Below are 26,438 nucleotides of genomic sequence, written 5' to 3'. Positions count from 1 at the left end.
GTGAAACAGATGAGTGAGAGCAAGGAAACCGAATTGACCGTCCGCGGCGCGCTGCAGTTTGCCCGGCATGATTTTTTGAACGAGCTGCAGCTCATCCTCATGCAGCTGGACCTCGGCCGTGTGCCGGAAGCGCGCAGCCAGCTGCTCGAAGCGACTGAACGCATGCGCAGCGTCTCGCGTCTCGGCGGGCTCGGCATGCCGGGTGTCGAAACGTGGCTGCTGACATTCAGCTGGCGGTATAAGACGTTTACAAGCGAACTCGAGGCACAGACCGGCCAGCCGGCGGGCAGGCGTCTCGCGTCGGAGGAGGAGGTTGTCCGATTCCTGGACTCCCTGTTCCGCCAGCTCGAGGAACACGCCGATCCGTTTGCCGAAAACACTGTGGAAGTTATGGTGTCCGCAGACGGGCCTGACTGGAAGCTGACGTTCACACTGCCGGCGGAGCCGGTGCCCATTGAATGGGATACGCTGGAACGGGAACACTGGACTGCAGAAGTCTATCGAAGCACCGAGTACTGGACGTTCACGATCCGTGGACAATAGGAGGAACTGACATGTTTGTCGATCACGTAAAAGTGTACGTAAAAGGCGGGGACGGCGGCGATGGTATCGTCGCGTTCCGCCGTGAAAAATATATAGCTTTCGGCGGACCTGCCGGCGGCGACGGAGGCAAAGGCGGCGACGTCACCTTCGTCGTCGATGAAGGGCTGCGCACGCTCATGGATTTCCGCTATCAGCGGCATTTCAAGGCGCCGCGCGGCCAGCACGGGGCGAATAAGAATCAGCACGGCCGCCAAGGGGAGGACATGGTTGTCAAAGTCCCGCCCGGCACCATTGTGACGGACGTGGAAACGAACGAAATCATAGCGGATCTCGTCGAAGACGGCCAGACCGCGGTCATCGCACGCGGCGGACGGGGCGGACGGGGCAACAGCCGTTTCGTGACGCCGCAGAATACAGCACCGGAACTCTCGGAAAAAGGGGAGCCGGGTGTCGAGCGTGAAATCAGCCTGGAATTGAAAGTGCTCGCAGACGTCGGGCTCGTCGGATTCCCGAGTGTCGGGAAATCGACGCTGCTGTCGGTCATTTCGTCAGCGAAGCCGAAAATCGGCGATTACCATTTCACGACGCTCGTGCCGAACCTCGGCCTCGTCGAAACGGACGATCACCGGACATTCGTCATGGCCGATCTGCCAGGTCTTATCGAAGGGGCGCATGAAGGAGTCGGTCTTGGCCATCAGTTTCTGCGCCATATCGAACGGACACGCGTCATCGTGCACGTCATCGATATGTCAGGACTCGAAGGGCGCGATCCGTTTGAAGATTTCGAGACGATCAACGCAGAGCTCGAACAGTATAACCTCCGCCTGACGGAACGTCCGCAGATCATCGTTGCGAACAAGATGGACATGCCGGACGCCGAGGACAATCTGGAACTGTTCAAGGAACAGCTCGGTGAGACGGAGCATAAGATCTTCCCGATTTCCGCATTGACCCGGAAAGGGCTGGAAGAGCTTCTGTATGCGATCGCTGATCTTCTTGAAGTGACGCCTGAATTCCCTCTTTATGATTCTGAAGAAGAGGAAGAAGAGCATTCCGTGCTTTATAAGTATGAACCGGAAACTCCGGACTTCAAGATCACACGCGATGACGACGGAGCCTATGTCCTTTCGGGTTATGCGATCGAGCGCCTGTTCAAGATGACCGACTTCAACTTCGATCAGTCGGTCCGTAAATTCGGCCGGCAGATGCGCGGGATGGGGGTCGACGATGCGCTTCGTGAGCGCGGTGCGCAAAACGGGGACATCGTCCGACTGCTGGACTTTGAATTTGAATTTATCGAGTAAAGAGACAGCTGTTCTCAAGCGGCTGCGGGGGGATGGACGATGAAGCAGCTGGGAGATGACCAATTCTACCTCGTGCGGGAAGATGTGCTGACGGAATCGATGCAGAAAATGCTCGAAGCGAAGCGGCTGCTTGCTTCCGGCGAAGCATCGACGATCCAGGAAGCGACCGCACAGGCAGGATTGTCGAGAAGTGCTTTCTATAAATACAAGGATGCTGTCTACCCGTTCGAGGCGATTGCACGCGAACGGGTTTTGACGGTATTCATCCAGCTGGAGGATCTGAAGGGGTCGCTGGCTGTGCTCATGGGAATCATTTCGGAGGCGCATTGCAATGTGCTGACGATCCACCAGACGATACCTGTGCAGGGACGGGCCAATATAACGCTGTCGCTGGACGTGACCGAGATGACGGTGCCGATGGAGACGTTCATTCACAAATTGAATGCGCCGAGTTTCGTCGATTCCGTGCATCTCATCAGTTCAGGGGCCTTGTGAAAGGGGATGCTGATGATGAACGAACGAACCGGACAGCCGACGGTCGCCTATCTGGGGCCGGAAGCATCTTTCACCCATATCGCCGCAAGGGGCTTCTTCGGGCAGGACGGCCTCGTGCCGTATCCGTCGATACCGGACTGCATCGAAGCCGTGGCGGAAGGGCATGTCGCGTATGCGGTTGTGCCGCTTGAAAACGCCCTGGAAGGATCCGTACCGCTGACGATCGACTACTTGTTCCACGGCAGCGAACTGTTCATCAACGCTGAACTGTCGACGCCGATCCGCCAGCATCTCATGGTGAATGAGGCGCTCGAGGGCGGACTGGACGGTCTGGAGTCGATCCATTCCCATCCGCACGCGCTCGCGCAGTGCCACAAGTATCTGCAGTATCATCACCGCCGGGTGCCGCTCATTCAGACGTCTTCCACGGCGGCCGCGGCCAAATATGTTGCGGAGCATCCGGAGCTGCCGATTGCAGCGATCGGCAATCAGCTTGCCGCAGAAACGTACGGCCTCCGTCTCGCTGATACGTCGATCCATGATTTCCATTTCAACCATACACGGTTTGTCGTACTGTCACTGCGCAAAGAGACGCTTACGATGAAAAACCCGGGTGTCCTGAAGACGACCCTGATGGTGAAACTGCCGAAGGATGATCAGCCGGGCATGCTGCACCAGATCCTTTCCGTATTCGCCTGGCGTAAGCTGAATTTGAGTAAGATCGAGTCCCGTCCGCTGAAGACCGGCCTCGGAAATTATTTTTTCATCATCGATGTCCTCGCATCGGAAGACGACCGGATGATGCGGGGGGCGCTTGAGGAATTAGAGGCGCTCCAGTGTGATGTGACGTCATTCGGCTCCTGCTATACATACGACAACCTGCTGCCTGCCGAGACCTGATCGGCAGGTTTTTTTGTCGTTCTGCAAGGTCTATTTCTTCCAGCCGTGCCGTATAGATGAATGAGAAGGTGCCGGCAGTCCGTTTGGTCACATGCCGCAGCACCCGTTCATAAGATGAGTGGATGGAAGGGGGACTTTACAGAGTGAATGTCCATATCGTTGTAAAAGGTGACACGCTTTGGAAGATTGCCCGTCAATACGGAATTTCGTTTGACGAGCTGAAGAAAGTGAACGCCCATTTGGCGAACCCGGATTATATCGTACCGGGGATGAAGATTTTCCTGCCCGAGGGAGGAAAAGGCACGAAGCCTCACGGCAAACAGCCGCCGAAAGAGAAAGTGCCGCAACAAGAAAAGCCGCACCATGAAAAACCTCACCATGAGAAGACGCATCATGAAAAACCGCATCAAGAAAAGCCGGTCATTCCGCAGCCGAAGCCGCCGTCCAAACCGGCTGTGCCGCCAGTTCCGCCCGTACCGAAGCCGCTTCCGCCGAAGCCGGAAGTGAAGCCCGTACCGAAGCCCGAAGTGAAGCCGGTGCCGAAACCACATCCACAACCGAAACCACATCCACAACCGAAACCACATCCACAACCGAAACCGCAGCCACAGCCTGCACCGCCTATGCCAAGACCTGAACCGCCGAAGCCGGAAAAACCGTTATGCGAGATGCCGCCGGCTCCTGCTCCGCAGCCACAGCCGCCGATCGTCCAGCCGATGATGATCGGGATTCCATGCGGCTGGATGCCGATCTATGACGCAGACTGCCATCCGCATGTCCATCATCACTATCCGCCGGCTGCGCAGCCAATGCCGCAGCAGCCAGTACCTTATCCGGCTGTGCCGCCTTCATATCCGCAGCAGATGATCCGGCCGCCGCATTGGAGTCCGCTGCCGGAAACGCCAACTGTACCGGATTGTGCACCTGACGAATCGCCGATCATGCCGGGACAGTGTCCGGGCAACTCTCCGTCACATTGTGAGCATGACCACGAACACGATAACGACCATGGACACGACGACCACGGACACGGCCATCACCACGGTCATGAACACGGCGACAGGCATTCCCATCACGGACCGATGAAGGAATCGTCGAACTTTGACCTTGCTCCGCCGGCATACTGCCCGCCTGAAGCAGGATACGTTCCGCAGCCGATACAGCCGCCTTCATCACAGATGCCGCTCCAGGGGATCCAGGCAGCCCAGCACCCGCAGTACATGCACCTCTGTACATCCTGCGGCTCCCATATGACTCCATACCCGTATTATGGAATGCAGCCATTCTACGCGCCTGTCCCGTATCAGCAGCCGTATCCGCCGCAGTCTGCCATGCCGCCGTATGGGCCGGATGGAACCGACACGATGGGCACGTATTAAGTGGACAGGAAACGCGAAACCCTTTTCTACGAAGTGAAGCCGCACGTCTGGCGGATCGAAGAAGACGGACAGATGTTCGCAGTGAAACGCTACAAGAATCAAATGACTGCGGATAAAGTGAGGAAACTGCACGATCAGCTGCTCGCAGTCGAATTCCCCTTCATCGCCCCTCTTTCTGAGAAGGGGACCGGACATCTCGTCATCCAGCCTTGGCTGACCGATACGAAACCGGTGGATTTTGCAGCCCCGGATGGTCGTAGGGCGTCGCTTGACACACTGGACGCCCTCCATGCAACCCGGGACGTGATCGATTGGGAAGCAGCCGGGTACTTGCCGCGCTTCCGCCTGCTGAACAAATGGGAACACCGGCTGCAGCGATTCCGGCACAATGAACAGCTCGTCACACCTTATATCGGAAGCAGTGCGTTCGAACAATTTCTGACTTATGGAGAACGGGCGCTCGATGTGCTGAAAGCGGTCGGACCGGACGATGGCCCCATGACGGTGCTGCACGGTGATGTCGTGCACCATAATCTGCTCGCTGCTGAAGACGGGACGGTGTACTTGATCGACTTCGATCTGGCGGCTGCCGGCTCCCCGTCTGTCGAGATCGCGCTCTGGATGCACCGTGTCCTGCCGCATGTCGGGTACGATGCCGAAGCGCTGTGCAGCGAACTGCCGCGGCTGCGGCAGCTCAGTGATGTAGGGATCGCCATGCTCCGCTATCCGAACGAAGTGCTGCGCGAGTGGAATTACTTTGCCGGACTGCCCGATATGGGGAGACGGCAGATCGCGGGGCACCTCACCCGGTATACGAAACAGGCACTCGGCAGCTGGGAACGGTTATGTGAATTCTCGGAGAATGAATTGGATAGACGCAGCGCACGCTGAGAACTGCCGGACGCCGTAATGGCGGAGCCGGGCAGTTCTTTTTTCGGTGTCAACTGTACTGCGCTCAGGGCGGTCTGTGTTATACTGGATGGTAAGACTTTAGGGGGTAAGCTGCATTGTATGATTACATAAAAGGCATCATCACACGGGTGACGCCCGAGTATATTACGATCGAAACGAACGGTATCGGGTACCAGGTCCATACACCGAATCCATATGCGTTCCATGTTACCGAGACCGAACAGCAGGTGTTCATCCACCATCACGTCCGGGAAGATGCCGAGCTGCTGATGGGATTCCTGTCACTTGAACAGCGCGAACTGTTCCGGAAACTGATCACCGTTTCCGGCATCGGACCGAAGGGGGCACTGGCCATCCTTTCAAGCGGTGTTCCTTCTCAAGTCATCTCGGCGATCGAACGGGAAGACGAGAAGTTCCTCGTCCAGTTCCCGGGAGTCGGCAAGAAGACAGCCCGCCAGATGATCCTCGATCTGAAGGGCAAGCTGGCCGACCTGTTCACCGAAGTGGACATGCCTGAAGAAGGCGACTCGCTGTTCGCCCTTGCTGAAAACGATGCACTGGAAGAAGCGATGCTCGCACTCGAGGCGCTCGGTTATTCCGCACGGGAAATCGCGAAGGTGAAACAGGCACTCGATGCTGAGGACCTGACAACGGAAGGGTACATGAAACGGGCGCTGCAGCTGCTGCTGAAACAGCAATAACTGCTCCGGTCCGCCAGAAAAAGGAGGGAGACCGATGGATTCACGAGTATTGTCAAGTGAACTTTCCGATTTCGACGACGGGTTTGAGCAGACGCTGCGTCCGCAGATGCTCGCCCACTATATAGGACAAGACCAAGTGAAAGATAATTTATCGATATTCATCGAAGCGGCGAGAAGGCGCGGCGAAAGTTTGGACCACGTCCTGCTGTACGGGCCGCCGGGACTCGGGAAAACGACGCTGGCGTCTGTCATCGCGAACGAAATGGGCGTCAATGTGCGTATGACGAGCGGTCCTGCAATCGAACGGCCGGGTGATCTCGCAGCCGTCGTTTCGTCGCTCGAGCCGGGGGACGTGCTGTTCATCGACGAGATCCACAGGTTGAATCGGGCGATCGAGGAAGTGCTCTATCCGGCGATGGAGGACTTCTGCCTCGACATCGTCGTCGGCAAAGGACCAACCGCCAAATCGATAAGGCTCGATCTGCCGCCATTCACACTGATCGGTGCGACGACGCGGGCAGGGTCCCTGTCCGCGCCGCTGCGCGATCGATTCGGCGTGCCGCTCCGTCTGGAATATTACGAACTTGAGCCGCTGCGTGAAATCGTCATCCGCAGCGCCGGGCTGTTCGACGTCAAGATCGACGACCAGGCCGCTGTCGAAATTGCAAGGCGGTCCCGCGGGACACCCCGTATCGCGAACCGTCTGCTGCGCAGAGTGCGGGACTATGCCCAAGTGCGCGGGAATGGTACAATTTCTCTCGGGATCGCACAGGAAGCGCTCGAAATGCTGCAGGTCGATTCACATGGTCTGGACCATATCGACCATAAGCTGCTGAAAGGCATGATCGAGCGGTTCCGCGGGGGACCTGTCGGGCTTGAGACGCTTGCCGCAAGCATCGGTGAGGAATCCGTGACGCTCGAGGATGTCTACGAACCGTATCTGCTGCAGGCCGGGTTCATCCAGCGGACACCGCGCGGGCGTGTGGTGACACCGCTCGCCTACGAACACTTCGGTCTTCCTGTACCGGAGATGAACTGATCTGAATGAGTGAGGGGATTATAGAGAATGGACGTACATGATTTTGACTTTGACCTGCCTCAGGAACTGATTGCACAGACACCGCTCGCCGACCGTTCGGCGAGCCGGCTGCTCGTGATGGACAGCGAAACCGGGGAAGTGACACATACCCATTTCCGCTCGATTGTCGATGAGCTGGAAGCGGGGGATGTGCTCGTACTGAATGACACGAAAGTGCTGCCGGCCCGGCTGATTGGCGTGAAGGAAGAGACCGGTGCTTCGATCGAAGTGCTGCTGCTGAAGGAGATCGGCGATAACGAGTGGGAGACGCTCGTCAAGCCGGCAAAGCGGGTGAAGCCCGGCACTGTCGTCACGTTCGGTGACGGCCGGCTGACGGCGGAATGTACAGGCGTCGCTGACCAAGGCGGCCGGACGTTCAAGTTCTCCTATGAAGGGATCTTCTATGAACTGCTCGACGCGCTCGGCAAGATGCCGCTGCCGCCTTACATTACGGAAACTTTGGACGATCAGTCACGCTATCAGACTGTCTTCGCAAAAGAACGCGGTTCCGCGGCTGCACCGACAGCGGGTCTCCATTTCACGGAGGAACTGCTAGATGAATTGCGTGCGAAAGGGGTCGACGTGGAATTCATCACCCTGCATGTCGGGCTCGGGACATTCCGCCCGGTCAGTGTGGACTCGATCGAAGACCACGAAATGCACGCGGAGTATTACCAGGTGACCGAGCAGACAGCGGAGGCCATCAATCGTGCGAAAGCGAACGGCCAAAGGGTCATCTCGGTCGGCACGACGTCGACTCGAACACTTGAGACGATCGCAACGGAACATGGCGGAAAGATCGTCGCAGGCTCAGGCTGGACGTCGATCTTCATTTATCCCGGCTATGAATTCAAAGCGGTGGACGGGCTGATCACGAACTTCCACCTGCCGAAGTCGACATTGGTCATGCTCGTGTCGGCGCTTTCATCAAGGGAACACATACTGCATGCATACGAGCAGGCGGTCCGGGAACGATACCGTTTCTTCAGCTTTGGAGACGCGATGTTCATCCGGCCTGCCCGAAAGGAGAATCGCTGATGCCAGCTGTAACGTACGAACATATCAAAACCTGCAAACAGACCGGTGCGCGCCTCGGAATCGTCCATACGCCGCACGGGTCATTCGAAACGCCTGCCTTCATGCCTGTCGGGACGATGGCAACCGTCAAGACACTGTCGCCGGAAGAATTGAAGGAGATGGGTGCCGGCATCATCCTGAGCAATACGTATCACTTATGGCTGCGCCCGGGACACGAAATTATCAAAGAAGCGGGCGGCCTGCACAAATTCATGAACTGGGACCGTCCGATCCTGACAGATTCCGGCGGTTTCCAAGTGTTTTCGCTGAGTGATTTCCGGAAAATCGAAGAAGAAGGGGTCCATTTCCGTCACCATCTGAACGGCAGCAAGCTGTTCCTGAGTCCGGAAAAAGCGATGGAGATCCAAAATGCACTCGGCTCGGATATCATGATGGCATTCGACGAATGTCCGCCTTATCCGGCGACCTACGAATACATGAAAGCATCTGTCGAGCGGACTTCCCGCTGGGCGGAGCGCTGCCTGAATGCGCACCAGCGTCCTGAAGACCAGGGGCTGTTCGGAATTGTCCAGGGCGGCGAATTCGAGGAGCTGCGGAAGCAGAGTGCGAAGGATCTGGTCGCACTCGACTTCCCGGGCTATGCGATCGGCGGCCTGTCCGTCGGGGAGCCGAAAGACGTCATGAACCGCGTGCTCGAATTCACGACTCCGCTGCTGCCGGAAGACAAACCGCGCTACCTGATGGGCGTCGGGTCGCCTGACTCCCTCATCGATGGTGCGATCCGCGGCGTGGACATGTTCGACTGCGTACTGCCGACACGGATCGCCCGTAACGGCACTCTCATGACGAGCAACGGCCGTGTCGTCATCAAGAACGCGAAATACGAACGCGACTTCGGACCGATCGATGAAAACTGCGACTGCTACACATGTAAAAAATACACCCGTGCTTATATCAGGCACCTGATCCGTGCGAATGAAACCTTCGGACTGCGGCTTGCGTCCTATCATAACCTGTACTTTTTGCTGCGGCTGATGGATAACGTCCGCGAAGCAATCCGGCAGGACCGTCTCGGCGATTTCCGGGAAGAGTTTTTCGAGCAGTACGGTTTCAACAAACCAAATGCAAAAAACTTTTAATTCTTGTATACTAGTTTCAGTAGGGGGGGAATTTAAATGAATGCAACGTTAGTGAACTTGCTGCCTTTCATCGCAATGATCGCGATCATGTGGTTCTTGCTGATCCGGCCGGCGCAGAAACGTCAGAAACAGACAAAAGAAATGCAGACAAGTCTGAAGCGCGGCGATCGTGTCGTGACGATCGGCGGACTCCACGGGACAATCGACGCAGTCGACGAAACGTCCGTCTTCCTGAAGATGGCGGATGGTACGGTACTGCAATTTGACCGCCAGGCTGTCGGGCGTGTTACTGAAAACACACCTGCTATCTAAATAAGGGAAATGCTAAGAAGCTGTCTGCCTTCAGTCACACGACTGGGGCGGGCAGCTTTTTACGTTTCAGCCGTTTAACCGTCAGCTGCACGGGGCATGCTTTCCGGCAAGGAGGTGGAACCTGTATGCCTGATTTGCTGATCATCGCGTTTCGAACGGTCTTTTTGTATGCGCTCATCGTGCTCGTCTTGCGTCTGATGGGGAAGCGGGAAGTCGGCGAACTGAGCGTCATCGATATTGTCGTCTTCATCATCATTGCGGAAGTGGCCGCCTTCGCGCTCGATTCCCCTGATGAGAAACTGATCAATTCGATCCTTCCCATGTTCATCCTGCTCGTTATCCAGTACACCTCGTCATATATTTCCCTGAAAAATAAGAAATTCCGTGACCTGGTCGATGGCGATACGTCCGTCCTGATCCGTGATGGGATCATCCAGGAAGAGGAAATGAGGAAGCAGCGCTATAACTTGGACGATCTGTTCCAGCAGCTTCGGGAACAGCAGATCGGCTCCCTGTACGAAGTGGCATACGCCTACCTGGAACCGTCCGGCAACCTTTCCGTTTTTAAACAAGGGGAGACGGCGCCCGTTCTGCCGCTCATCCTCGATGGAGATATCGACCCGGAGCATTTGTCGGTCTACGATAAAACCGAAGAATGGCTGCGTGCGGAACTGACGAAAACCGGCATCACAGATCCGTCACAAGTGTTCTACTGCTCGTTTGAACAGGGCCAGCTGAAAGTGCAGCTGAAACACGATTACTTATGACGGACGGCGAGCTTCCGTAAATGCTTGAAATCCCCGCGCTGGATCTGGCCGGTGAAAAAGAGGATGACAGTCAGGAAGAGGACGGTGATACCGCAATCGATGATGAGGCCATACTGTCCTGTCGGGAAGAAGATCGGACGCATGATCGCCGTCATCAGGAAGGACACATACGGCAGGACGAACATCGTGAACCCGGTGGCTGTTTTCCGGTTTTTCCGGAGTGTTGCAATGTGCAGGAACGACGTGATGAGCACACCGAACCCGATAGCGAGAATGGCGCCGGTCTCCTGCAGACCCGCCTGGGAAGCGAGGACGAACATGACGATGAGCTTCGCGATCCCGCCGTACACGGAATTCATCATGGCCGCTTTCGCTTCGTTCGTCGCCTGCAGGATGCTGAACAGCGGGCTCTGGATGTAATAGAAGAAGAAAATCGGCGCGAGCAGCACCATGTAGGAAGCACCTTCCTTTATGTGGAACAGCGCTTCAGCCATCGCCTGCCCGTGGATGAAGAACACGGCTGCGGCCACGGCCCCGGTCAGCGCGGACAGCCGGAGCGACAGATGGATCCGCTCCTGCAGCTTATGGATATTGCCGGCAGCGGACGCGCCGCTGACGGCCGGCACAAGAACGACGGACAGCGCATACGGGATGAACGACGGGAACAGCAGCAGCGGAATGAGCACTCCTGAAATGACGCCGTACAGCGAAGTCGCGGCAGCTGCAGTGACACCCGAAACGGCGAGCGCCCGGATGAAGATGATCGGCTCCAAAAACCAGGTGAATGTCCCGAACAGCCTGCTGCCCGAAGAAGGCAGTGCGACAGCAAGCAGGGGGTTCATCGGATAATGACCGTCTTTGGACTGCAGCGATGCAGTCCTTTTTTGCTGTTTCCGGTATTTGCTCCACAGATAGAGGACGGAAGCGGCTTCAGCGATGAGCGTGATAGCCATGGCATAGGCGGCGTTTTCGGCAGCATTGCCGGGTGACAGGAAATAGGGGAGCATCCACGTGATGAGCAGGATTCGGATGATCTGCTCGATGATCTGCGACCAGGCCGTTTCCTCCAGCCGGGCGATCCCCTGGAAATAACCGCGGATGAGACCGCCGACCGCCGCAATCGGCACAATCGCAATTCCTACATACAGCGTGATGGCGGACGCCGGGTTGCCGAGCAGCGTGTCCGACAAGTACGGCACGAACAGGACTGACAGCGGCAGGAAGACCAGCCCGGTGACGATCGTCAGGAACACCGACGTCCGCATCACTTGGGCGAACCGGACGGCCTCCCCTTTCGCTTTCAGTTCCGCGATCACTTTCGCAATGGCGATCGGGATGCCGAGCTGGACGAGCGACAGGAAAAAGATGAACGCCGGATACGCCGTCATATAGACGCCGACCGCCTCTTCGCCCGCAACCCGCATGAACTGGATCCGGTACACGAACCCAAGCAGTTTTGTCGCGAACACGGCAATCATCAGAACAACAGTTCCGCGGATAAATGATGACATTGCAAACAACTCCTTCTCAAGACCAGCCAATTCATATACACTACTTGTATGCGGAACGAGCTGTTTTTACAACTCTAGCCAGCAGAAGGGGTGAGTGCGGGTGGAGATCAAACACGAAGAATTGTTTACCCATGTCCGGCCGGCGGTGGAAAGCAAACGGAACGAATTCCATTTCTACGGCTACACGACTGTCACGGAAGCTGATATATGGAAATATTGCGTACAGAAGAAGTGGAAGAAGCGTTCCGTGCCGGAGATGCGGACCCATGAAATCATCAACGACGTCATGGAGCTGACACCGGCCGAATATATGACCTACACGCAAATCGAAGAACAGCGGGGTTCCGACTGGTTCTCCGACCTGAACAGTGATGAACTGCAGCTCTTGCTGTCACCGAAAAAGGGCAGGCAGGATCAGTAGACACCATTTTTAGAATTTGACACGGCGACGCCGCTGTCTCATAATTGTTATGTTGATGTTTCTTGCGTACATAACAGAGCACTACCGCTTCACGTATAGAGGGGGAAAAAGGATCATGAAGAAAAGAGGACGGATTGTTGCGTTCCTATTGCTGCTCGTCATCTTTGCAGCGACGATCGGCGGGACAGCCAATCCGATTTTAAACAACGTCAAACTCGGGCTCGACCTGCAGGGCGGTTTCGAGGTCCTGTACGAAGTCCAGCCGCTGAAAACTGGCAGTAGCCAGAAAATCACGGAAGATGTCGTAGCGGATACCGCGAAAGCACTCCGCAACCGGATCGACGTACTCGGGGTAAGTGAGCCGAGCATCCAGATCGAATCCAATAACCGGATCCGTGTACAGCTGGCAGGTGTCAGCGACCAGAAGAAAGCGCGGGAACTGCTGTCCACACAGGCCAACCTGACATTCCGTGACGCAGATGACAAACTGCTGCTCGACGGAAATGATCTTAAAGCCGGTAAGGCGAAAGCGAACTTCGGCGAAAACGGCAACCCTGTCGTCACGCTGGAGATGAAAGACCCGTCCAAATTCGCTGAAATCACGACGGAAGTCGCTGCCAAAGCACCTGAGAACGTCATGGTCATCTGGCTCGATTTCGAAGAAGGAAAAGATTCCTACAAAGAAGAGATGAAACAGCCGAAGCCGCGGTTCATCTCCGCGCCATCCGTACGCCAGACGATCAATTCGTCGAACGTCGAAATCTCAGGAAGTTTCACTGTAGAGGAAACAAAAGACCTCGCCGGCATCCTGAACGCCGGTGCACTGCCCGTCCACCTGGAAGAGATGTACTCGACATCTGTCGGTGCACAATTCGGTGAACAGGCACTGAAGCAGACGATCACAGCAGGAATTGTCGGGATCTCCGCAATCTTCCTGTTCATGCTGTTCTACTACCGTCTGCCGGGTCTCGTAGCGGTCATCACCCTTTCCGTCTACATCTATCTGATTCTCGTCGTCTTCACCGCTATCAACGGCGTTCTCACATTGCCGGGTGTCGCCGCACTTCTGCTCGGGGTCGGTATGGCCGTCGATGCGAACATCCTGACCTATGAGCGTATTAAGGAAGAGCTGCGGATCGGCAGTTCGATCAAGACCGCCTTCTCGAAAGGCGCGAAAGAAGCATTCACTGCGATCCTCGATGCGAACGTCACGACATTGCTCGCCGCTGTCGTCCTGTTCATCTTCGGGACAAGCTCGGTTAAAGGGTTCGCGACAATGCTCATCATCAGTATCGCAGTCAGCTTCATCACTGCGGTATGGGGCTCGCGCCTCATGCTCGGCCTGCTCGTGCAGAGCGGCCTGTTCGACGGGAAGACCGGCTGGTTCGGCATCTCGAAAAAACGCGTCCACCCGCCGGAAGAACACGTCGACACACTCGACCTGACAACGAAATTCGACCGTTTCGACTTCGTGCATTCGCGCAAGCGGTTCTACACGCTGTCGATCGTCCTGCTCATCGCCGGAGCGATCATACTCGGGATCTTCAAGCTGAATCTCGGAATCGACTTCACGAAAGGGACACGGGCCGAAATCTTGGCGGACCATGCGATCACCAAGCAGGAAGTCAGTTCCTACCTGGACAAGATCGGCAGTCCGACCGAAGATATCGTCATTTCCGGAAACGACGGCAATATTGCCGTAGCACGGTACAAAGACGACTTCAATCAGGATGAAATCAATAAATTCAAAGCGCAGATCGCAGACGAATACGGTTCCGAACCGAACGTCTCGACCGTATCTCCGACAGTCGGACAGGAGCTGGCATGGAACGCAGTGAAGGCCCTCGCCATCGCGGCGCTCGGCATCATCATCTACGTCGCCTTCCGGTTCGAATGGCGCATGGGTCTGTCGGCCATCATCGGCCTGCTGCATGACGTGTTCTTCATGATCGCAATCTTCAGCATATTGCGGCTTGAAGTCGACATCACCTTCATCGCCGCCGTCCTGACCATCGTCGGGTATTCCATCAACGATACGATCGTCACCTTCGACCGGATCCGGGAGAACCTGCACAAGATCGGCCATCTGGACAATGAAAAAGAGCTCGCGGACATTATCAACAAATCACTCCGCCAGACGCTCGGCCGATCAGTCAATACCGTGCTGACCGTCCTGATCGTCGTCGTCGCCCTGCTCGCACTGGGCGCGCCGTCGATCCGTCCGTTCTCGATCGCCCTGCTGATCGGTCTTCTGGCAGGTACGTATTCGTCGATCTATATCTCCGCACAGATCTGGTTTGACCTGAAAAAACGTGAGATCAAGAAGAACGGCAAGCTGAAGACTACTAAGGAAAAGAAACAATGGGGATCCGATGAGCCGGTAGTTTAAGGCGTTTCATCGACCTCCGGAACAGGTATACTTTACGTATACCTGTTTTTTTAATGGAAATCCGCTTACAGGAAGGAGAGATGTACGATGAAATCCCAATGGATGCTGATCGTCGGACTGTTTGTCGCCATCATAATCGCTGTATTTGCCGTCTTCAATGTCGGGAAAGTCCCTGTCGACTATGTCTTCGGCGAAGCCCACTGGCCGCTCGTCCTCGTCATACTCGGCTCCGCACTGCTCGGCGCACTCGTCAGCGGACTCTTCACTGTTTTCCGTTCTGTCAGGACAAGACGGGAAGTGAAAGTGCTGCAACGTCAGATCACCGAGAAGGAAGGCCTCATCGCCAACCAGCAGAACGAGATTGCCATGCTTCAGAAATCACCCGAACTTGCGAACGAAGTCATGAACGATGAATACGACGCCATGAAATAAGTCGACCGCCGCCGTACGCACTCCGCGGGCAGGCGGTTTTTTTTATGTAGTTTGATCAAGCAGCGTAATGGAGCACTCAAGCGCGGTCAGGAACCGCTCAAGCAAAGCCAGAAAGCGCTCAAGTGGAGGAGGGAAACGCTCAAGCAAAGCATGGAACCGCTCAAGCGAATGCCGTGACGCTCAAGCAAAGCACGGAAGCGCTCAAGGGTGGACGGGAACCGCTCAAGCAATACTTAAAACCGCTCAAACCACGAAGAAAACTAGTCATTTATTTCAGCTGGAATCCTTTCGGAAACCGGCAAACCCCTGTATACTTATGTCAGAGGAAGTGAATACATTGATTAAATCCACCAAACAATGGAACATACATAGACCTGATGAAACAGCCGTCAGCTTGCTCATGGACGAGCTCGGTCTCCCGTCCATGCACGCGAAGATCCTCGCCGCCCGGGGGCTCACCGACCCGGCTGAAGCTCGGGCCTTCCTGCAGACCGACGCCCACACGCTGCACGACCCGTTCACTATGCATGACATGGACAAAGCGGTCTCCCGCATCCGGCAGGCGATCGAAACAGGTGAGCACATCGTCGTCTACGGCGACTACGACGCAGATGGCGTGACGAGCGTCTCTGTCCTGACAACAGCACTCGAACGGCTCGGTGCAGACGTGTCGTTCGCCATACCGAACCGCTTCGAACACGGATACGGCCCGAACAGCACGCTGTTCCAGGAAATCGCCGATCTCGGTGCGTCGCTGATCATCACGGTCGACAACGGCGTCTCGGGCATCGAGCAGGCGGCTTTCGCCCAATCCATCGGTCTTGACCTCATCATCACCGATCACCACGAAATCGGAGACGAACTGCCGAAGGCGACTGCAGTCATCCACCCGCGTCATCCGGAAGGGAAGTATCCGTTCGGCGAACTTGCGGGTGTCGGCGTCGCGTTCAAACTGGCGACCGCCCTCCTCGGCGAGGCGCCGCTCGACCTGCTGGAATACGTCGCGATCGGCACTGTCGCCGATTTAGTGCCTCTGCTGGATGAAAACCGTTTCTTCGTTAAAGAGGGCATCCGCCGGCTCCGCATGTCGAGCCGGCCTGGAATCCAGGCCCTGGCGAAAGCGGGCGGCACGGAACTGCGCCAATTCACGGAAGAGACACTCGGCTTCATGGTCGGTCCGCGGCTGAACGCACCCGGCAGGCTCGGCGACGCCGATACGGCCGTCGACCTGCTGAAAGCGGACGATCCGTCGACCGCCGCAGGCATCGCAGCGGAACTCGACCGGCTCAACAAAGAACGCCAGGCGCTCGTCAACACGATCACCGAGGAAGCACTCACCATGATCGAAACCGACTATGGAAATGACGTTCCGTACGTGTTCGTCCTGGCGAAAGAAGGATGGAACCCCGGCGTCATCGGAATCGTTTCATCGCGGATCACCGAAAAATTCCACCGGCCGTCGATCATCCTGTCGATTGATCCCGCAGCCGGTACAGCGAAAGGGTCCGCCCGCAGTATCGACGGCTTCGACCTGTATAAAGAACTCGCCGAGAACCGGAAACTCCTTCCGCACTTCGGCGGCCACCAGATGGCCGCAGGCATGACGCTCGCTCTGTCCGACGTCGATGAGCTGCGGGACCGGCTGAACCGTCAGGCCGCTGCTGTACTGTCCGATGAGCAGCTCATCGCCTCAGTCGATATCGATGTGCCGCTGTCGATCGGGGAGATCGACGTGGACGTGCTGGAATCCCTCGAACAGCTCCGTCCGTTCGGCATGGCGTTCCCGAAACCGGTCTACCTGATCGAAAATACGACAGTCGGCTCAATCCGTAAAATCGGCGCCGCGAAGAACCATCTGAAACTGGATCTCGAGGACGGCGGTCATAAGCTCGATGCGATCGGCTTCAGCCAGGGATTCCTCGCGGATGAAATGACGCACGGCATGTCGCTTTCCGTCACCGGCGATCTTCAGGTCAACGAGTGGAACAACTTCAAGAAACCGCAGATCTTACTGGATGACATAAAGTCCGATGAGCGCCAGGTGTTCGACTTGCGCGGAATACGGGATCCGAAACGCTGGATCGGGACGATACCGAAGGAGAGGGTCCTGTTTGTCGCGTTTCAACCGGCTTCAAGGACGTATTTCAATCCATTCCTTCCAGGAGTGGACATCCGCATGGCGGACAGTTGTTCAGCGGATCCGGACATAGAGCACCTCGTCCTGCTCGATATCCCGGAACAGGAGAAACAGCTGCAGGAGCTCATTACGCTGTACCAGCCAGGCCGCATCTATGCACATTTCCATGCAACGGAATCCCGTTATTTCGACGGAATCCCGAGCCGTCAGGAATTCGGCTGGTATTTCACATTCCTGAAAAAACGAGGAACCTTCCAACTGGAACAGCAGGCTGAGCAGCTCGCAAAACACAAAGGTTGGAAAATAGACACGATTTATTTCATGTCAAAAGTGTTTTTTGAATTGGGATTTGTTAAGATAGAGAATGGTGCTGTGATCGCTGAACCGGCAGCAGGCAAACGCGACCTTACAGAAGCGCCCAGCTATCAGGAACGGCAGCAGCAGATCGAAATGGAAGAACGGCTTCTCTACGCTCCCTATCAGGAGCTGAAACAGTGGTTTCAACAGGTGCCGCGTGCGCAGGCCGTCGAGGAGGAAACAGTATGGACTTGAAACAGTATGTAACCGTAGTTCCCGATTATCCGAAAAAAGGGATCAGCTTCAAAGACATCACAACAATCATGGATAACGGGGAAGCTTATAAATATGCGACCGATCAGATTGTCGAATACGCAAAAGAAGTAGGCGCAGAGCTGATTGTCGGACCGGAAGCCCGGGGGTTCATCATCGGATGCCCGGTCGCCTATGCGCTCGAAATCGGCTTTGCCCCTGTCCGGAAACCCGGCAAACTGCCGCGTGAAACGATCGCCGTCGATTATGATCTCGAATACGGGGTCGACCAGCTGACGATCCACAAGGACGCCATCAAGCCCGGACAGCGTGTACTCATCGTCGACGACCTGCTTGCGACAGGCGGTACGGTCGGGGCGACTGTCGAACTCGTCGAAAAACTCGGCGGAGTCGTTGCAGGCTGTGCGTTCCTGATCGAGCTGTCGTATTTGGACGGACGCCGGAAACTGGATAATTATAAAATCCGTGCTCTCATGACATACTGAGCGCCTTCCTCCGCATGGACTGTGCGGAGGGTTTTTTCATATGGACGTGCAGTCAGCTGTCTTCAGCAGTGTGAAGAAGGCTGGATGAATTCATTTCTTTACAAAAGTTCCGTATTCGCCATACAATAGAGATATGATTCTTTTTTCAAGAATGCTCGAAAGGGGTGGGAGAATGGCCACTAGTCAAGATTTGACCGAACAGGATATATTCAGGCTTGTCGGGTTGTATATGAATGAAGAGCACGTCGCTTTTGTCATAAGAGCCTACGAAGCTGCGAAACGGGCCCATGAAGGCCAGTTCCGGAGTTCCGGGGAACCATATATTCTCCATCCCGTGCAAGTTGCCGGGATCCTCGCCGAGCTGCAGATGGATCCATCGACCGTAGCGGCAGGGTTCCTGCATGATGTCGTGGAAGACACCGAGATCGGCCGGCAGGATATCGTCCGGGATTTCGGCGAGGAAGTCGCGATGCTGGTCGACGGTGTCACGAAACTGGAGAAACTGAAGTTCAAGACGAACGAAGAGAAACAGGCGGAGAACCACCGGAAGATGTTCATCGCGATGGCGCAGGATATCCGTGTCATCCTCATCAAACTGGCGGACCGTCTGCACAATATGAGGACACTGAAGTATGTACGGGAAGAGAAACAGCGGCGTATTTCCGCTGAGACGCTTGAGATCTTCGCCCCGCTTGCACACCGGCTCGGCATTTCAGCGATCAAGTGGGAGCTGGAAGACATTGCCCTCCGCTACTTAAATCCTCAGCAATATTACCGCATTGTGAACCTCATGAAGCAGAAGCGCATCGAACGGGAAAACTATTTGGCGAACGTCATGGAACAGATCCACACGGAGATCGGCAAGATGGATATCCACGCTGAACTGTCCGGCCGGCCGAAGCATCTCTATTCCATTTACCGGAAGATGATCTTGCAGAAGAAGGAATTCAATGAGATCTACGACTTACTCGCAGTCCGGATCGTCGTCAGCAGTATCAAGGACTGTTACGCAGTGCTCGGCATCATCCACACGCTGTGGAAACCGATGCCCGGCCGCTTCAAGGACTACATCGCGATGCCGAAGCAGAACTTGTACCAGTCGCTGCATACGACGGTCGTCGGTCCTGCCGGTGATCCGCTCGAAGTGCAGATCCGTACGGAGGAAATGCACAAGATCGCGGAATTCGGCGTTGCGGCCCACTGGGCGTATAAAGAGGGGACAACCGCCGAACATCCCGACACGATCGATTCGAAACTGACATGGTTCCGCGAAATCCTCGAGATGCAGAACGAGTCGTCAAATGCCGAGGAATTCATGGAATCGCTGAAATTCGACCTGTTTTCCGACATGGTCTATGTCTTTACTCCTGAAGGGGACGTCATCGAGCTGCCGAAAGGCTCGGTGCCGATCGACTTCGCCTATCGTGTCCACTCCGAGGTCGGCAACCGGACGATCGGGGCGAAAGTGAACGGTAAGATGGTGCCGCTCGATACGGAACTGTTCACCGGGGACATCGTCGAAGTTCTGACGTCCAAACAGTCATTCGGCCCAAGCCGGGACTGGCTGAAGATCGCAAACACGTCTCAGGCACGGAACAAGATCCGCCAGTACTTCAAGAAACAGCTGCGCGAAGAGAACATCTTCAAAGGCAAAGAGCTCCTGGAAAAAGAAGTGAAGCATCAGGAGTACATCATGCGCGACGTCGTGACGCCTGAAAGCCTGAAGCGGGTCATCGAGAAATTCAGCTTCACGTCGGAAGAGGATATGCTGGCAGCGATCGGCTCCGGCGGCATCACGGCCCAGCAGGTCGTCAACCGGATGACCGACAAGATCCGCAAAGAACGTGAGAAACAGGAAGCGATCGAAAAAATCGTCGCTGACCTGAAGACGCAGCCGGCACCTGTGATGACCGAATCGGGCGTTATCGTGAAAGGACTCGACAATCTGCTCATCCGGCTGTCGAAATGCTGCAACCCGGTCCCGGGCGATGAAATCGTCGGGTTCATCACAAAAGGGCGTGGCGTCTCCGTCCACCGGGTCGACTGTCCGAATATCCATACAGGCGAAGAGGACGATGACCGGCTGATCGATGTCAACTGGGCGGTGGCTCCGACTGACAGCCAGAAGAAGGAGTTCCAGGTCGACATCGAAATCACCGGCTACGATCGTGCCGGCCTGCTGAACGAAGTGATGATGGCAGTTGTTGACACGAAAACGCCGATCATCGCCGTGTCCGGCAAGGCGGACCGTGTCAAGATCGCACACATCAGCATGTCCATCAAAATCACCGATCTGCAGCATCTGCAGCGCATCGTCGATAAAATCAAGCAAGTGCGTGACATCTACTCGGTCCAGCGGGTGATCAACTGACGAAACGGGGGAATCAGCATGAGAGTCGTCCTGCAGCGGTCGAAAGAGGCCTCTGTCACAATCGGGGGTTCCGTGTGCGGAGCGATCGAGCACGGCTTCGTCCTGCTCGTCGGTCTGACGCATGATGATACGGACGCGGATGCGGAATATGCCGCAAAGAAAATCGCGGGTCTCCGCCTGTTCGAAGATGAAGAGGGGAAGATGAACCGGTCTATCGGTGAAACCGGCGGCCAGGTGCTGTCCATTTCCCAATTCACCTTGTATGGTGACAGCCGGAAAGGGAGACGTCCGAGTTTCATCGAGGCGGCACGCCCTGAGCACGCCGAACCGCTCTACGATCATTTCAATGAGCAGCTGCGCAGCCACGGGCTGACGGTCGAGACCGGCCGTTTCGGCGCCATGATGGACGTCGCGCTCGTCAACGACGGGCCGGTCACCCTGATCATCGAATCCAAATGAAAAAGTCCGCTAAGCTGGATCATCGCTTAGCGGACTTTTTTCATTGGCCGTCAAAGTACTGCAGAAGTCCTTTGTAGATACCCTGTGCCGCCTGTTCGCGGAAATACGGGCTCGTCAGGACGCGCTCCTCTGACGAATTGGAGAGGAAGCCGAGTTCGATCAGCACAGCAGGAAGACGGTTCTCCCGGAGCACCAAATAATTGGCGGACTGTGTGCCGCGGTTGTTCAGATCGAGCGTCCCGGCGAGACCGTCATTGAGCGCCGCAGCGAATGGCTGCTGGCCGGGTTGGGTATAATAGGTTGTAAATCCCGAGATGGAACGGTCCGGGTTGGCATCATAATGGAGGCTGACGAACACATCCGCCCCTTCATGCAGCCCGATTTCCGTCCGTTTCTGCAGCGATACATACGTATCGGAGTCCCGTGTCAGAACGACCTGCGCGCCGGCATCTTTCAGTTTGCCGGACAGCAGTTCAGCGGTCAGCAGGGTGAGATCCTTTTCGTCTGTGCCTCGCGTTCCGGTTGTGCCGCGGTCATTGCCGCCGTGCCCCGGATCGATGGCTACTGTGATACCTTTCAGCGTGCCTTTTTCCCGTTTCTTCTTCTTTTTCGCTGCGGACGGTTTCGATGCAGGTTCATCTGCCTGGCTCACGACCCATTCGGCGATGAAAGCCGTCCGACCGTCCGCCAGTCCGATCTCATACCAGCCGTCCTGCTTGCTGCGTACGCTGAAGGTTTCTCCGGCATCCGCCCTCATGGCGACATCAGCCGTTGTCGAAGGGGACGTCCGGATGTTCGTCCCATTGGTTACGACGGAGACGGCTGTTCCGGAACCGGACGGGGACTGTTTCGGGCTCGCAGACAGCTCGCCGTGGAACGCGTAAACCCAACCGGATTTCTTGCCTGGCAGACTCAGTTTCACCCAGTTTCCGTCAATCCGTTCGACCGGATAGGATTCACCCTTCCGGATGGTGCCGATCCGTTTCGACGTCTGTGTCGCTTTTTTGCGGACGTTCAGCTTGTCGACGATGACCGTATATGTATCCATGGCAGCCGCCGCTTCAGACTTCTCTGATGTCCCGCCTGAGGGCGCTGACGTACTGATTTCGCTTATGTATGTCGTGTGGACCCATCCTTCAGTCCCGTTCGTGATGATCGATGCCCATTCGCCTTCATAATCGAGAAGTTTTGCGGGCTCACCCGTCCGGAGTTTTCCGATCACCGCGGAGCTTGTCGACGGAGCGGAACGGATATTGAGCGAATCGACACGCGACACGACTGTTTTCCCATTACTTTCAGTGTCCTGTGGGCCGGATGTGAGCCAGGACGCAATCCATCCTGTTTTGCCCTCATGCGAAATTTCAAGCCATTCGCCGGAACGGTCGATCACTTGGACTTCCGTCTTGTCCGTTAAAGTTCCCGTCACAGAATAGGTGAGACCGGGGCCAGACCGGATATTCAAGGTCGGGGAATGGACGATGACTTTTTTTCCCGCACCGTCCGAAGCGGCCATGCTGAGGCCGCCTGACATGCCCACGGCAAGCAGGGCAAAGCATGCAGTGAGCATCCATCTTACAAGTTTCGGCATTTCACCACACTCCTTTGTCCATATTGTAAAAGATATTGCGATAAAAAACTAGGACAAACGAAAAAGGTTGACACCTTCACAGCAGATGGTACTATTATTGATAACTGTATGATGAACACAGTGTCGACGACTTGGAAAGTATTCAAGCAACTGGCTGAACAGAGAAGGGCGGACCCAGGCTGAAATCCCCCTCAGACAACCTTGAAGAAAAACACCAGCGAGACGCCGTGCTGAACCGCGCACACGCGCGCAGTAGGCAAGGACGGAACCGGCCGTTATCCGGATACGAGTGGGTGTCGAATGACGCCAATTTGGGTGGAACCGCGGAAGCTGATGTTACAGGCTCTCGTCCCTTGCATACGCAGGGGATGGGGGCTTTTTTTGTATTCATCCGGCTTATCCTGTTTACCCGCACGCTTAGAGAGAGGGGAATACCGATGAAATTCAAAGTGCCAAGAGGAACACAGGACATCCTGCCGTCCGAGTCATGGAAATGGCAAAGAATCGAGCAGATGATCCACGACGTGTGCGATCTGTACCGTTACGAAGAGATCCGCACGCCGATGTTCGAACAGACGGAACTGTTCCAGCGGACGGTCGGAGACACGACAGATATCGTCACGAAAGAGATGTACACATTCACCGACCGCGGCGACCGCTCGATGACGCTGCGCCCGGAAGGAACCGCACCTGTCGTCCGGTCATTCGTCGAAAACAAGATGTTCGGCTGGGCGGATCAGCCCGTCAAACTGTACTATATCGAGCCGATGTTCCGCTATGAGCGCCAGCAGGCCGGCCGCTACCGCCAGTTCGTCCAGTTCGGCACCGAAGCGATCGGCAGTGCCGACCCGGCCATCGACGCTGAAGTGATCGCACTCGCACTGGATGTGTACAAGCGGGCGGGACTGAAGGATATCAAACTCGTCCTGAATTCACTTGGAGATAAAGAATCACGTATGGCCCACCGGAATGCGCTCGTCGCGCACTTCAAACCGGCTATCGATGAATTCTGCGCCGACTGCCAGAACCGTCTGGAGAAAAACCCGCTCCGCATCCTCGACTGCAAAGTGGACCGCGACCACCCGCTCATGAAGACGGCTCCGTCGCTGACCGACTATCTGAACGAAGAGTCGAGCGCCTATTTCGAGAAGTTGAAAAGCCTGTTGACAGCTGCGGGCATCGCCTACGAACTGGATCCGAATCTCGTGCGCGGCCTTGATTACTACAACCATACCGCGTTCGAAATCATGAGCACGGCGGAAGGGTTCGGCGCAATCACGACATTGTGCGGCGGCGGCCGCTACAACGGTCTGGCTGAAGAGATCGGCGGACCGCCAGCACCCGGTATCGGATTCGGCATGAGCATCGAACGTCTGCTGCTTGCGCTGGAAGCGGAATCGGCATCGCTCGACAACAGCGATGCACTCGATGTGTACGTCGTTTCACTCGGGGATGCAGCGAAGGACCGGGCATTCGAAGTACTCCAGCAGCTCCGGTCAGCCGGTGTGAAATCCGACATGGACTACATGGACCGTAAGATGAAGGCGCAGATGAAGTCAGCAGACCGCCTGCACGCAAAATGGGTGGCGGTGATCGGCGAGGACGAAGTCGAGAAAAATGTCGTCCAGCTGAAGAACATGGCGGAAGGCTCCCAGCAGTCGGCATCCGTCGAAGAGATGATCGGTTTCATCCAAAACGAACGTATCTGAAGAGAGGCAGTGGTGAATGATGCAGCGAACACAATATTGTGGTGAATTGAACGAACAGCATATCGGGGAAGAGGTGACATTGAAGGGCTGGGTGCAGAAACGACGTGACCTCGGCGGCCTGATCTTCGTCGACATGCGCGACCGTACCGGCATTGTGCAGGCGGTCTTCAACCCGGCGATTTCCGAAGAATCTCTCGCGACAGCGGAAAAGCTGCGCAGCGAATTCGTCATCTCGATCACCGGCAAAGTCGTCGAACGCGAAGAACGGACGAAAAACCCGAACTTGAAGACCGGCGGTATCGAAGTGCACGTCGGACAGATCGAGATCATCAACGAAGCGAAAAACCCGCCGTTCCTCATCGAGGACGACACGGACGTGAGCGAGGAACTGCGCCTTAAATACCGCTACCTCGACTTGCGCCGTCCGCAGCTCGCCAAGACGTTCAAAATGCGATCGGACATCACGAAGACGATCCGCAACTTCCTCGACAGCGAAGGTTTCCTCGAAGTCGAGACACCGATCCTGACGAAGTCGACACCGGAAGGAGCGCGTGACTACCTCGTGCCGAGCCGTGTGCATGAAGGCGAATTCTACGCGCTTCCGCAGTCGCCTCAGCTGTTCAAGCAGATGCTCATGGTGTCCGGTTTCGACCGGTACTTCCAGATCGCCCGCTGCTTCCGCGACGAAGACTTGCGTGCCGACCGCCAGCCGGAGTTCACACAAGTCGACATGGAAATGAGCTTCATGTCGATCGAGGAGATCATCGAGCTGAACGAACGTATGATGCAGAAAGTGATGAAAGATGTCAAAGGTGTCGAGATCGGCACGCCGTTCCCGCGGATAACTTATGCGGACGCGATGGCACGCTATGGTTCCGATAAACCGGACACACGCTTCGGACTCAAGCTCACCGACGTGTCTGATATCGTAAAGGACACGGCGTTCAAAGTTTTCACAGGAGCACTTGAAGCGGGCGGTCAGGTGAAACTGATCAACGTCAAAGGGGCGGCTGCCGATTATTCACGCAAAGACATCGACGTTTTCGGTGAATTCGCGGCTGTCTACGGCGCGAAAGGCCTTGCCTGGCTGAAGGTGGAGGAAGACGGCTTGAAAGGCCCGATTGCGAAATTCTTCGAAGGCAGCACTGCGGAAGCACTGCAGGCAGCTGCGGATGCGGAAGCCGGCGACTTGCTGCTGTTCGCGGCTGATAAAAAATCGGTCGTCGCAGATACACTCGGTGCGCTGCGCATGAAGTTCGGAAAAGAACGCGGGCTGATCGACGAATCGCTCTATAATTTCCTATGGGTGACCGACTGGCCGCTCTTCGAATACGACGAGGAAGACGGGCGCTTCTATGCGGCCCATCATCCGTTCACAATGCCTGCTGACGTGAAGGAACTTGTGGAAAGCCCTGAAACAGTGAAGGCGTTGGCTTACGATATCGTGCTGAACGGCTACGAACTCGGCGGCGGTTCGCTGCGGATCTACGAACGGGACATCCAGGAAAAAATGTTCAAAGCACTCGGCTTCTCGGACGAACAGGCGCGCGAACAGTTCGGCTTCCTGCTTGACGCTTTCGAATACGGCACACCTCCGCACGGCGGAATCGCGTTCGGACTCGACAGGCTCGTCATGCTGCTCTCAGGCTCGACCAACCTGCGGGATACGATCGCCTTCCCGAAAACAGCAAGTGCAACAGACCTGCTGACCGAAGCACCGGACACAGTTGACACAAAACAGCTGACGGAACTGCATATTCAATTAGCCCCAGAACAAAAATAGGAAATTAGCACTTTT

The 26,438-nt window shown here is 56.0% G+C and carries 23 protein-coding genes and 1 other annotated feature; of the genes, 21 read left to right on the top strand and 2 right to left on the bottom strand.

What is annotated here, in order from left to right; all coding sequences use genetic code 11:
* The first annotated feature begins 9 nt into the window (after positions 1-9).
* From NFU03_RS06375 to NFU03_RS06320, 12 genes are all read left to right on the top strand, one after another.
* The gene (locus NFU03_RS06375; RefSeq protein WP_251637130.1) at positions 10-543 is read left to right on the top strand and encodes a Spo0B domain-containing protein; all 534 of its coding nucleotides are present in this window, start codon (positions 10-12) and stop codon (positions 541-543) included.
* An 11-nt stretch (positions 544-554) separates the two neighbouring features.
* The gene (gene obgE, locus NFU03_RS06370) at positions 555-1,847 is read left to right on the top strand and encodes a GTPase ObgE (protein ID WP_251637128.1); all 1,293 of its coding nucleotides are present in this window, start codon (positions 555-557) and stop codon (positions 1,845-1,847) included.
* Positions 1,848-1,886: 39 nt separating this feature from the next.
* Complete coding sequence (locus tag NFU03_RS06365; RefSeq protein ID WP_251637126.1) at positions 1,887-2,342, top strand: ACT domain-containing protein; 456 nt, start codon at positions 1,887-1,889, stop codon at positions 2,340-2,342.
* A gap of 15 nt (positions 2,343-2,357) precedes the next feature.
* Complete coding sequence (pheA, locus tag NFU03_RS06360; protein WP_251637124.1) at positions 2,358-3,242, top strand: prephenate dehydratase; 885 nt, start codon at positions 2,358-2,360, stop codon at positions 3,240-3,242.
* Between the two features lie 143 nt (positions 3,243-3,385).
* A complete protein-coding gene (gene safA, locus NFU03_RS15720) occupies positions 3,386-4,621 on the top strand; it encodes a SafA/ExsA family spore coat assembly protein (protein ID WP_285835421.1) in 1,236 nt (411 codons plus the stop codon).
* Positions 4,622-5,512, top strand: a complete 891-nt coding sequence (locus NFU03_RS06350; protein WP_251637122.1) for a phosphotransferase — start codon at positions 4,622-4,624, stop codon at positions 5,510-5,512.
* Positions 5,513-5,628: 116 nt separating this feature from the next.
* On the top strand, positions 5,629-6,234 hold the full coding sequence (gene ruvA / locus NFU03_RS06345; protein WP_251637120.1) for a Holliday junction branch migration protein RuvA: 606 nt from the start codon (positions 5,629-5,631) through the stop codon (positions 6,232-6,234).
* 34 nt (positions 6,235-6,268) lie between these two features.
* A complete protein-coding gene (ruvB, locus tag NFU03_RS06340) occupies positions 6,269-7,273 on the top strand; it encodes a Holliday junction branch migration DNA helicase RuvB (protein WP_251637119.1) in 1,005 nt (334 codons plus the stop codon).
* A gap of 27 nt (positions 7,274-7,300) precedes the next feature.
* Positions 7,301-8,350 carry a tRNA preQ1(34) S-adenosylmethionine ribosyltransferase-isomerase QueA gene (gene queA, locus NFU03_RS06335; protein ID WP_251637118.1) on the top strand — a complete coding sequence of 350 codons (1,050 nt, stop codon included), beginning with the start codon at positions 7,301-7,303 and terminating at the stop codon, positions 8,348-8,350.
* The gene (gene tgt, locus NFU03_RS06330) at positions 8,350-9,489 is read left to right on the top strand and encodes a tRNA guanosine(34) transglycosylase Tgt (protein WP_251637117.1); all 1,140 of its coding nucleotides are present in this window, start codon (positions 8,350-8,352) and stop codon (positions 9,487-9,489) included. Before queA ends, tgt begins: the two co-directional genes overlap by 1 nt.
* A 36-nt stretch (positions 9,490-9,525) precedes the next feature.
* On the top strand, positions 9,526-9,801 hold the full coding sequence (gene yajC / locus NFU03_RS06325; RefSeq protein ID WP_251637115.1) for a preprotein translocase subunit YajC: 276 nt from the start codon (positions 9,526-9,528) through the stop codon (positions 9,799-9,801).
* A gap of 125 nt (positions 9,802-9,926) precedes the next feature.
* Positions 9,927-10,568: a DUF421 domain-containing protein gene (locus tag NFU03_RS06320; RefSeq protein ID WP_251637114.1), complete on the top strand. Its 642-nt coding sequence runs from the start codon at positions 9,927-9,929 to the stop codon at positions 10,566-10,568.
* Here the strand turns inward: NFU03_RS06320 and NFU03_RS06315 are convergent.
* Complete coding sequence (locus NFU03_RS06315) at positions 10,559-12,079, bottom strand: putative polysaccharide biosynthesis protein (protein ID WP_251637112.1); 1,521 nt, start codon at positions 12,077-12,079, stop codon at positions 10,559-10,561. The two genes, NFU03_RS06320 and NFU03_RS06315, sit on opposite strands and share 10 nt — an antisense overlap.
* 100 nt (positions 12,080-12,179) lie before the next feature.
* Between NFU03_RS06315 and NFU03_RS06310 the strand changes: the two genes are divergently transcribed.
* The 7 genes from NFU03_RS06310 (at position 12,180) to dtd (ending at position 21,343) form a co-directional block, all read left to right on the top strand.
* Entirely contained in the window at positions 12,180-12,500 is a 321-nt protein-coding gene (locus NFU03_RS06310) for a post-transcriptional regulator (protein ID WP_251637110.1), read from the top strand.
* Positions 12,501-12,615: 115 nt separating this feature from the next.
* Positions 12,616-14,889, top strand: coding sequence for a protein translocase subunit SecDF (gene secDF / locus NFU03_RS06305; RefSeq protein ID WP_251637108.1), 2,274 nt, complete (start codon positions 12,616-12,618; stop codon positions 14,887-14,889).
* Positions 14,890-14,976: 87 nt separating this feature from the next.
* Complete coding sequence (locus NFU03_RS06300) at positions 14,977-15,321, top strand: LapA family protein (protein ID WP_251637106.1); 345 nt, start codon at positions 14,977-14,979, stop codon at positions 15,319-15,321.
* Positions 15,322-15,658: 337 nt separating this feature from the next.
* Positions 15,659-18,010 (top strand): single-stranded-DNA-specific exonuclease RecJ, encoded by a 2,352-nt coding sequence (gene recJ, locus NFU03_RS06295; RefSeq protein WP_251637105.1) that lies wholly within the window; start codon positions 15,659-15,661, stop codon positions 18,008-18,010.
* A complete protein-coding gene (locus NFU03_RS06290) occupies positions 18,001-18,513 on the top strand; it encodes an adenine phosphoribosyltransferase (protein ID WP_251637103.1) in 513 nt (170 codons plus the stop codon). Before recJ ends, NFU03_RS06290 begins: the two co-directional genes overlap by 10 nt.
* 172 nt (positions 18,514-18,685) lie before the next feature.
* The gene (locus NFU03_RS06285) at positions 18,686-20,884 is read left to right on the top strand and encodes a RelA/SpoT family protein (protein WP_251637101.1); all 2,199 of its coding nucleotides are present in this window, start codon (positions 18,686-18,688) and stop codon (positions 20,882-20,884) included.
* 18 nt (positions 20,885-20,902) lie between these two features.
* A complete protein-coding gene (gene dtd, locus NFU03_RS06280; protein WP_251637099.1) occupies positions 20,903-21,343 on the top strand; it encodes a D-aminoacyl-tRNA deacylase in 441 nt (146 codons plus the stop codon).
* A gap of 40 nt (positions 21,344-21,383) precedes the next feature.
* On the opposite strand, the gene NFU03_RS06275 is transcribed toward dtd, so the two are convergent.
* Positions 21,384-22,931, bottom strand: coding sequence for an N-acetylmuramoyl-L-alanine amidase family protein (locus NFU03_RS06275; protein WP_251637097.1), 1,548 nt, complete (start codon positions 22,929-22,931; stop codon positions 21,384-21,386).
* 117 nt (positions 22,932-23,048) lie between these two features.
* Positions 23,049-23,288: a binding site (T-box leader), on the top strand.
* 80 nt (positions 23,289-23,368) lie between these two features.
* On the opposite strand from NFU03_RS06275, the gene hisS reads away from it, so the two are divergent.
* The gene (gene hisS / locus NFU03_RS06270; protein WP_251637095.1) at positions 23,369-24,640 is read left to right on the top strand and encodes a histidine--tRNA ligase; all 1,272 of its coding nucleotides are present in this window, start codon (positions 23,369-23,371) and stop codon (positions 24,638-24,640) included.
* Between the two features lie 16 nt (positions 24,641-24,656).
* A complete protein-coding gene (gene aspS / locus NFU03_RS06265) occupies positions 24,657-26,423 on the top strand; it encodes an aspartate--tRNA ligase (RefSeq protein ID WP_251637093.1) in 1,767 nt (588 codons plus the stop codon).
* Positions 26,424-26,438: the final 15 nt, after the last annotated feature.

This window comes from Sporosarcina sp. NCCP-2716, assembly GCF_023707985.1.
Taxonomy (GTDB): Bacteria; Bacillota; Bacilli; order Bacillales_A; family Planococcaceae; genus Sporosarcina.
The sequence above is the reverse complement of the archived record's forward strand: the minus strand, read 5'-3'. Positions and strand labels throughout refer to the sequence as shown.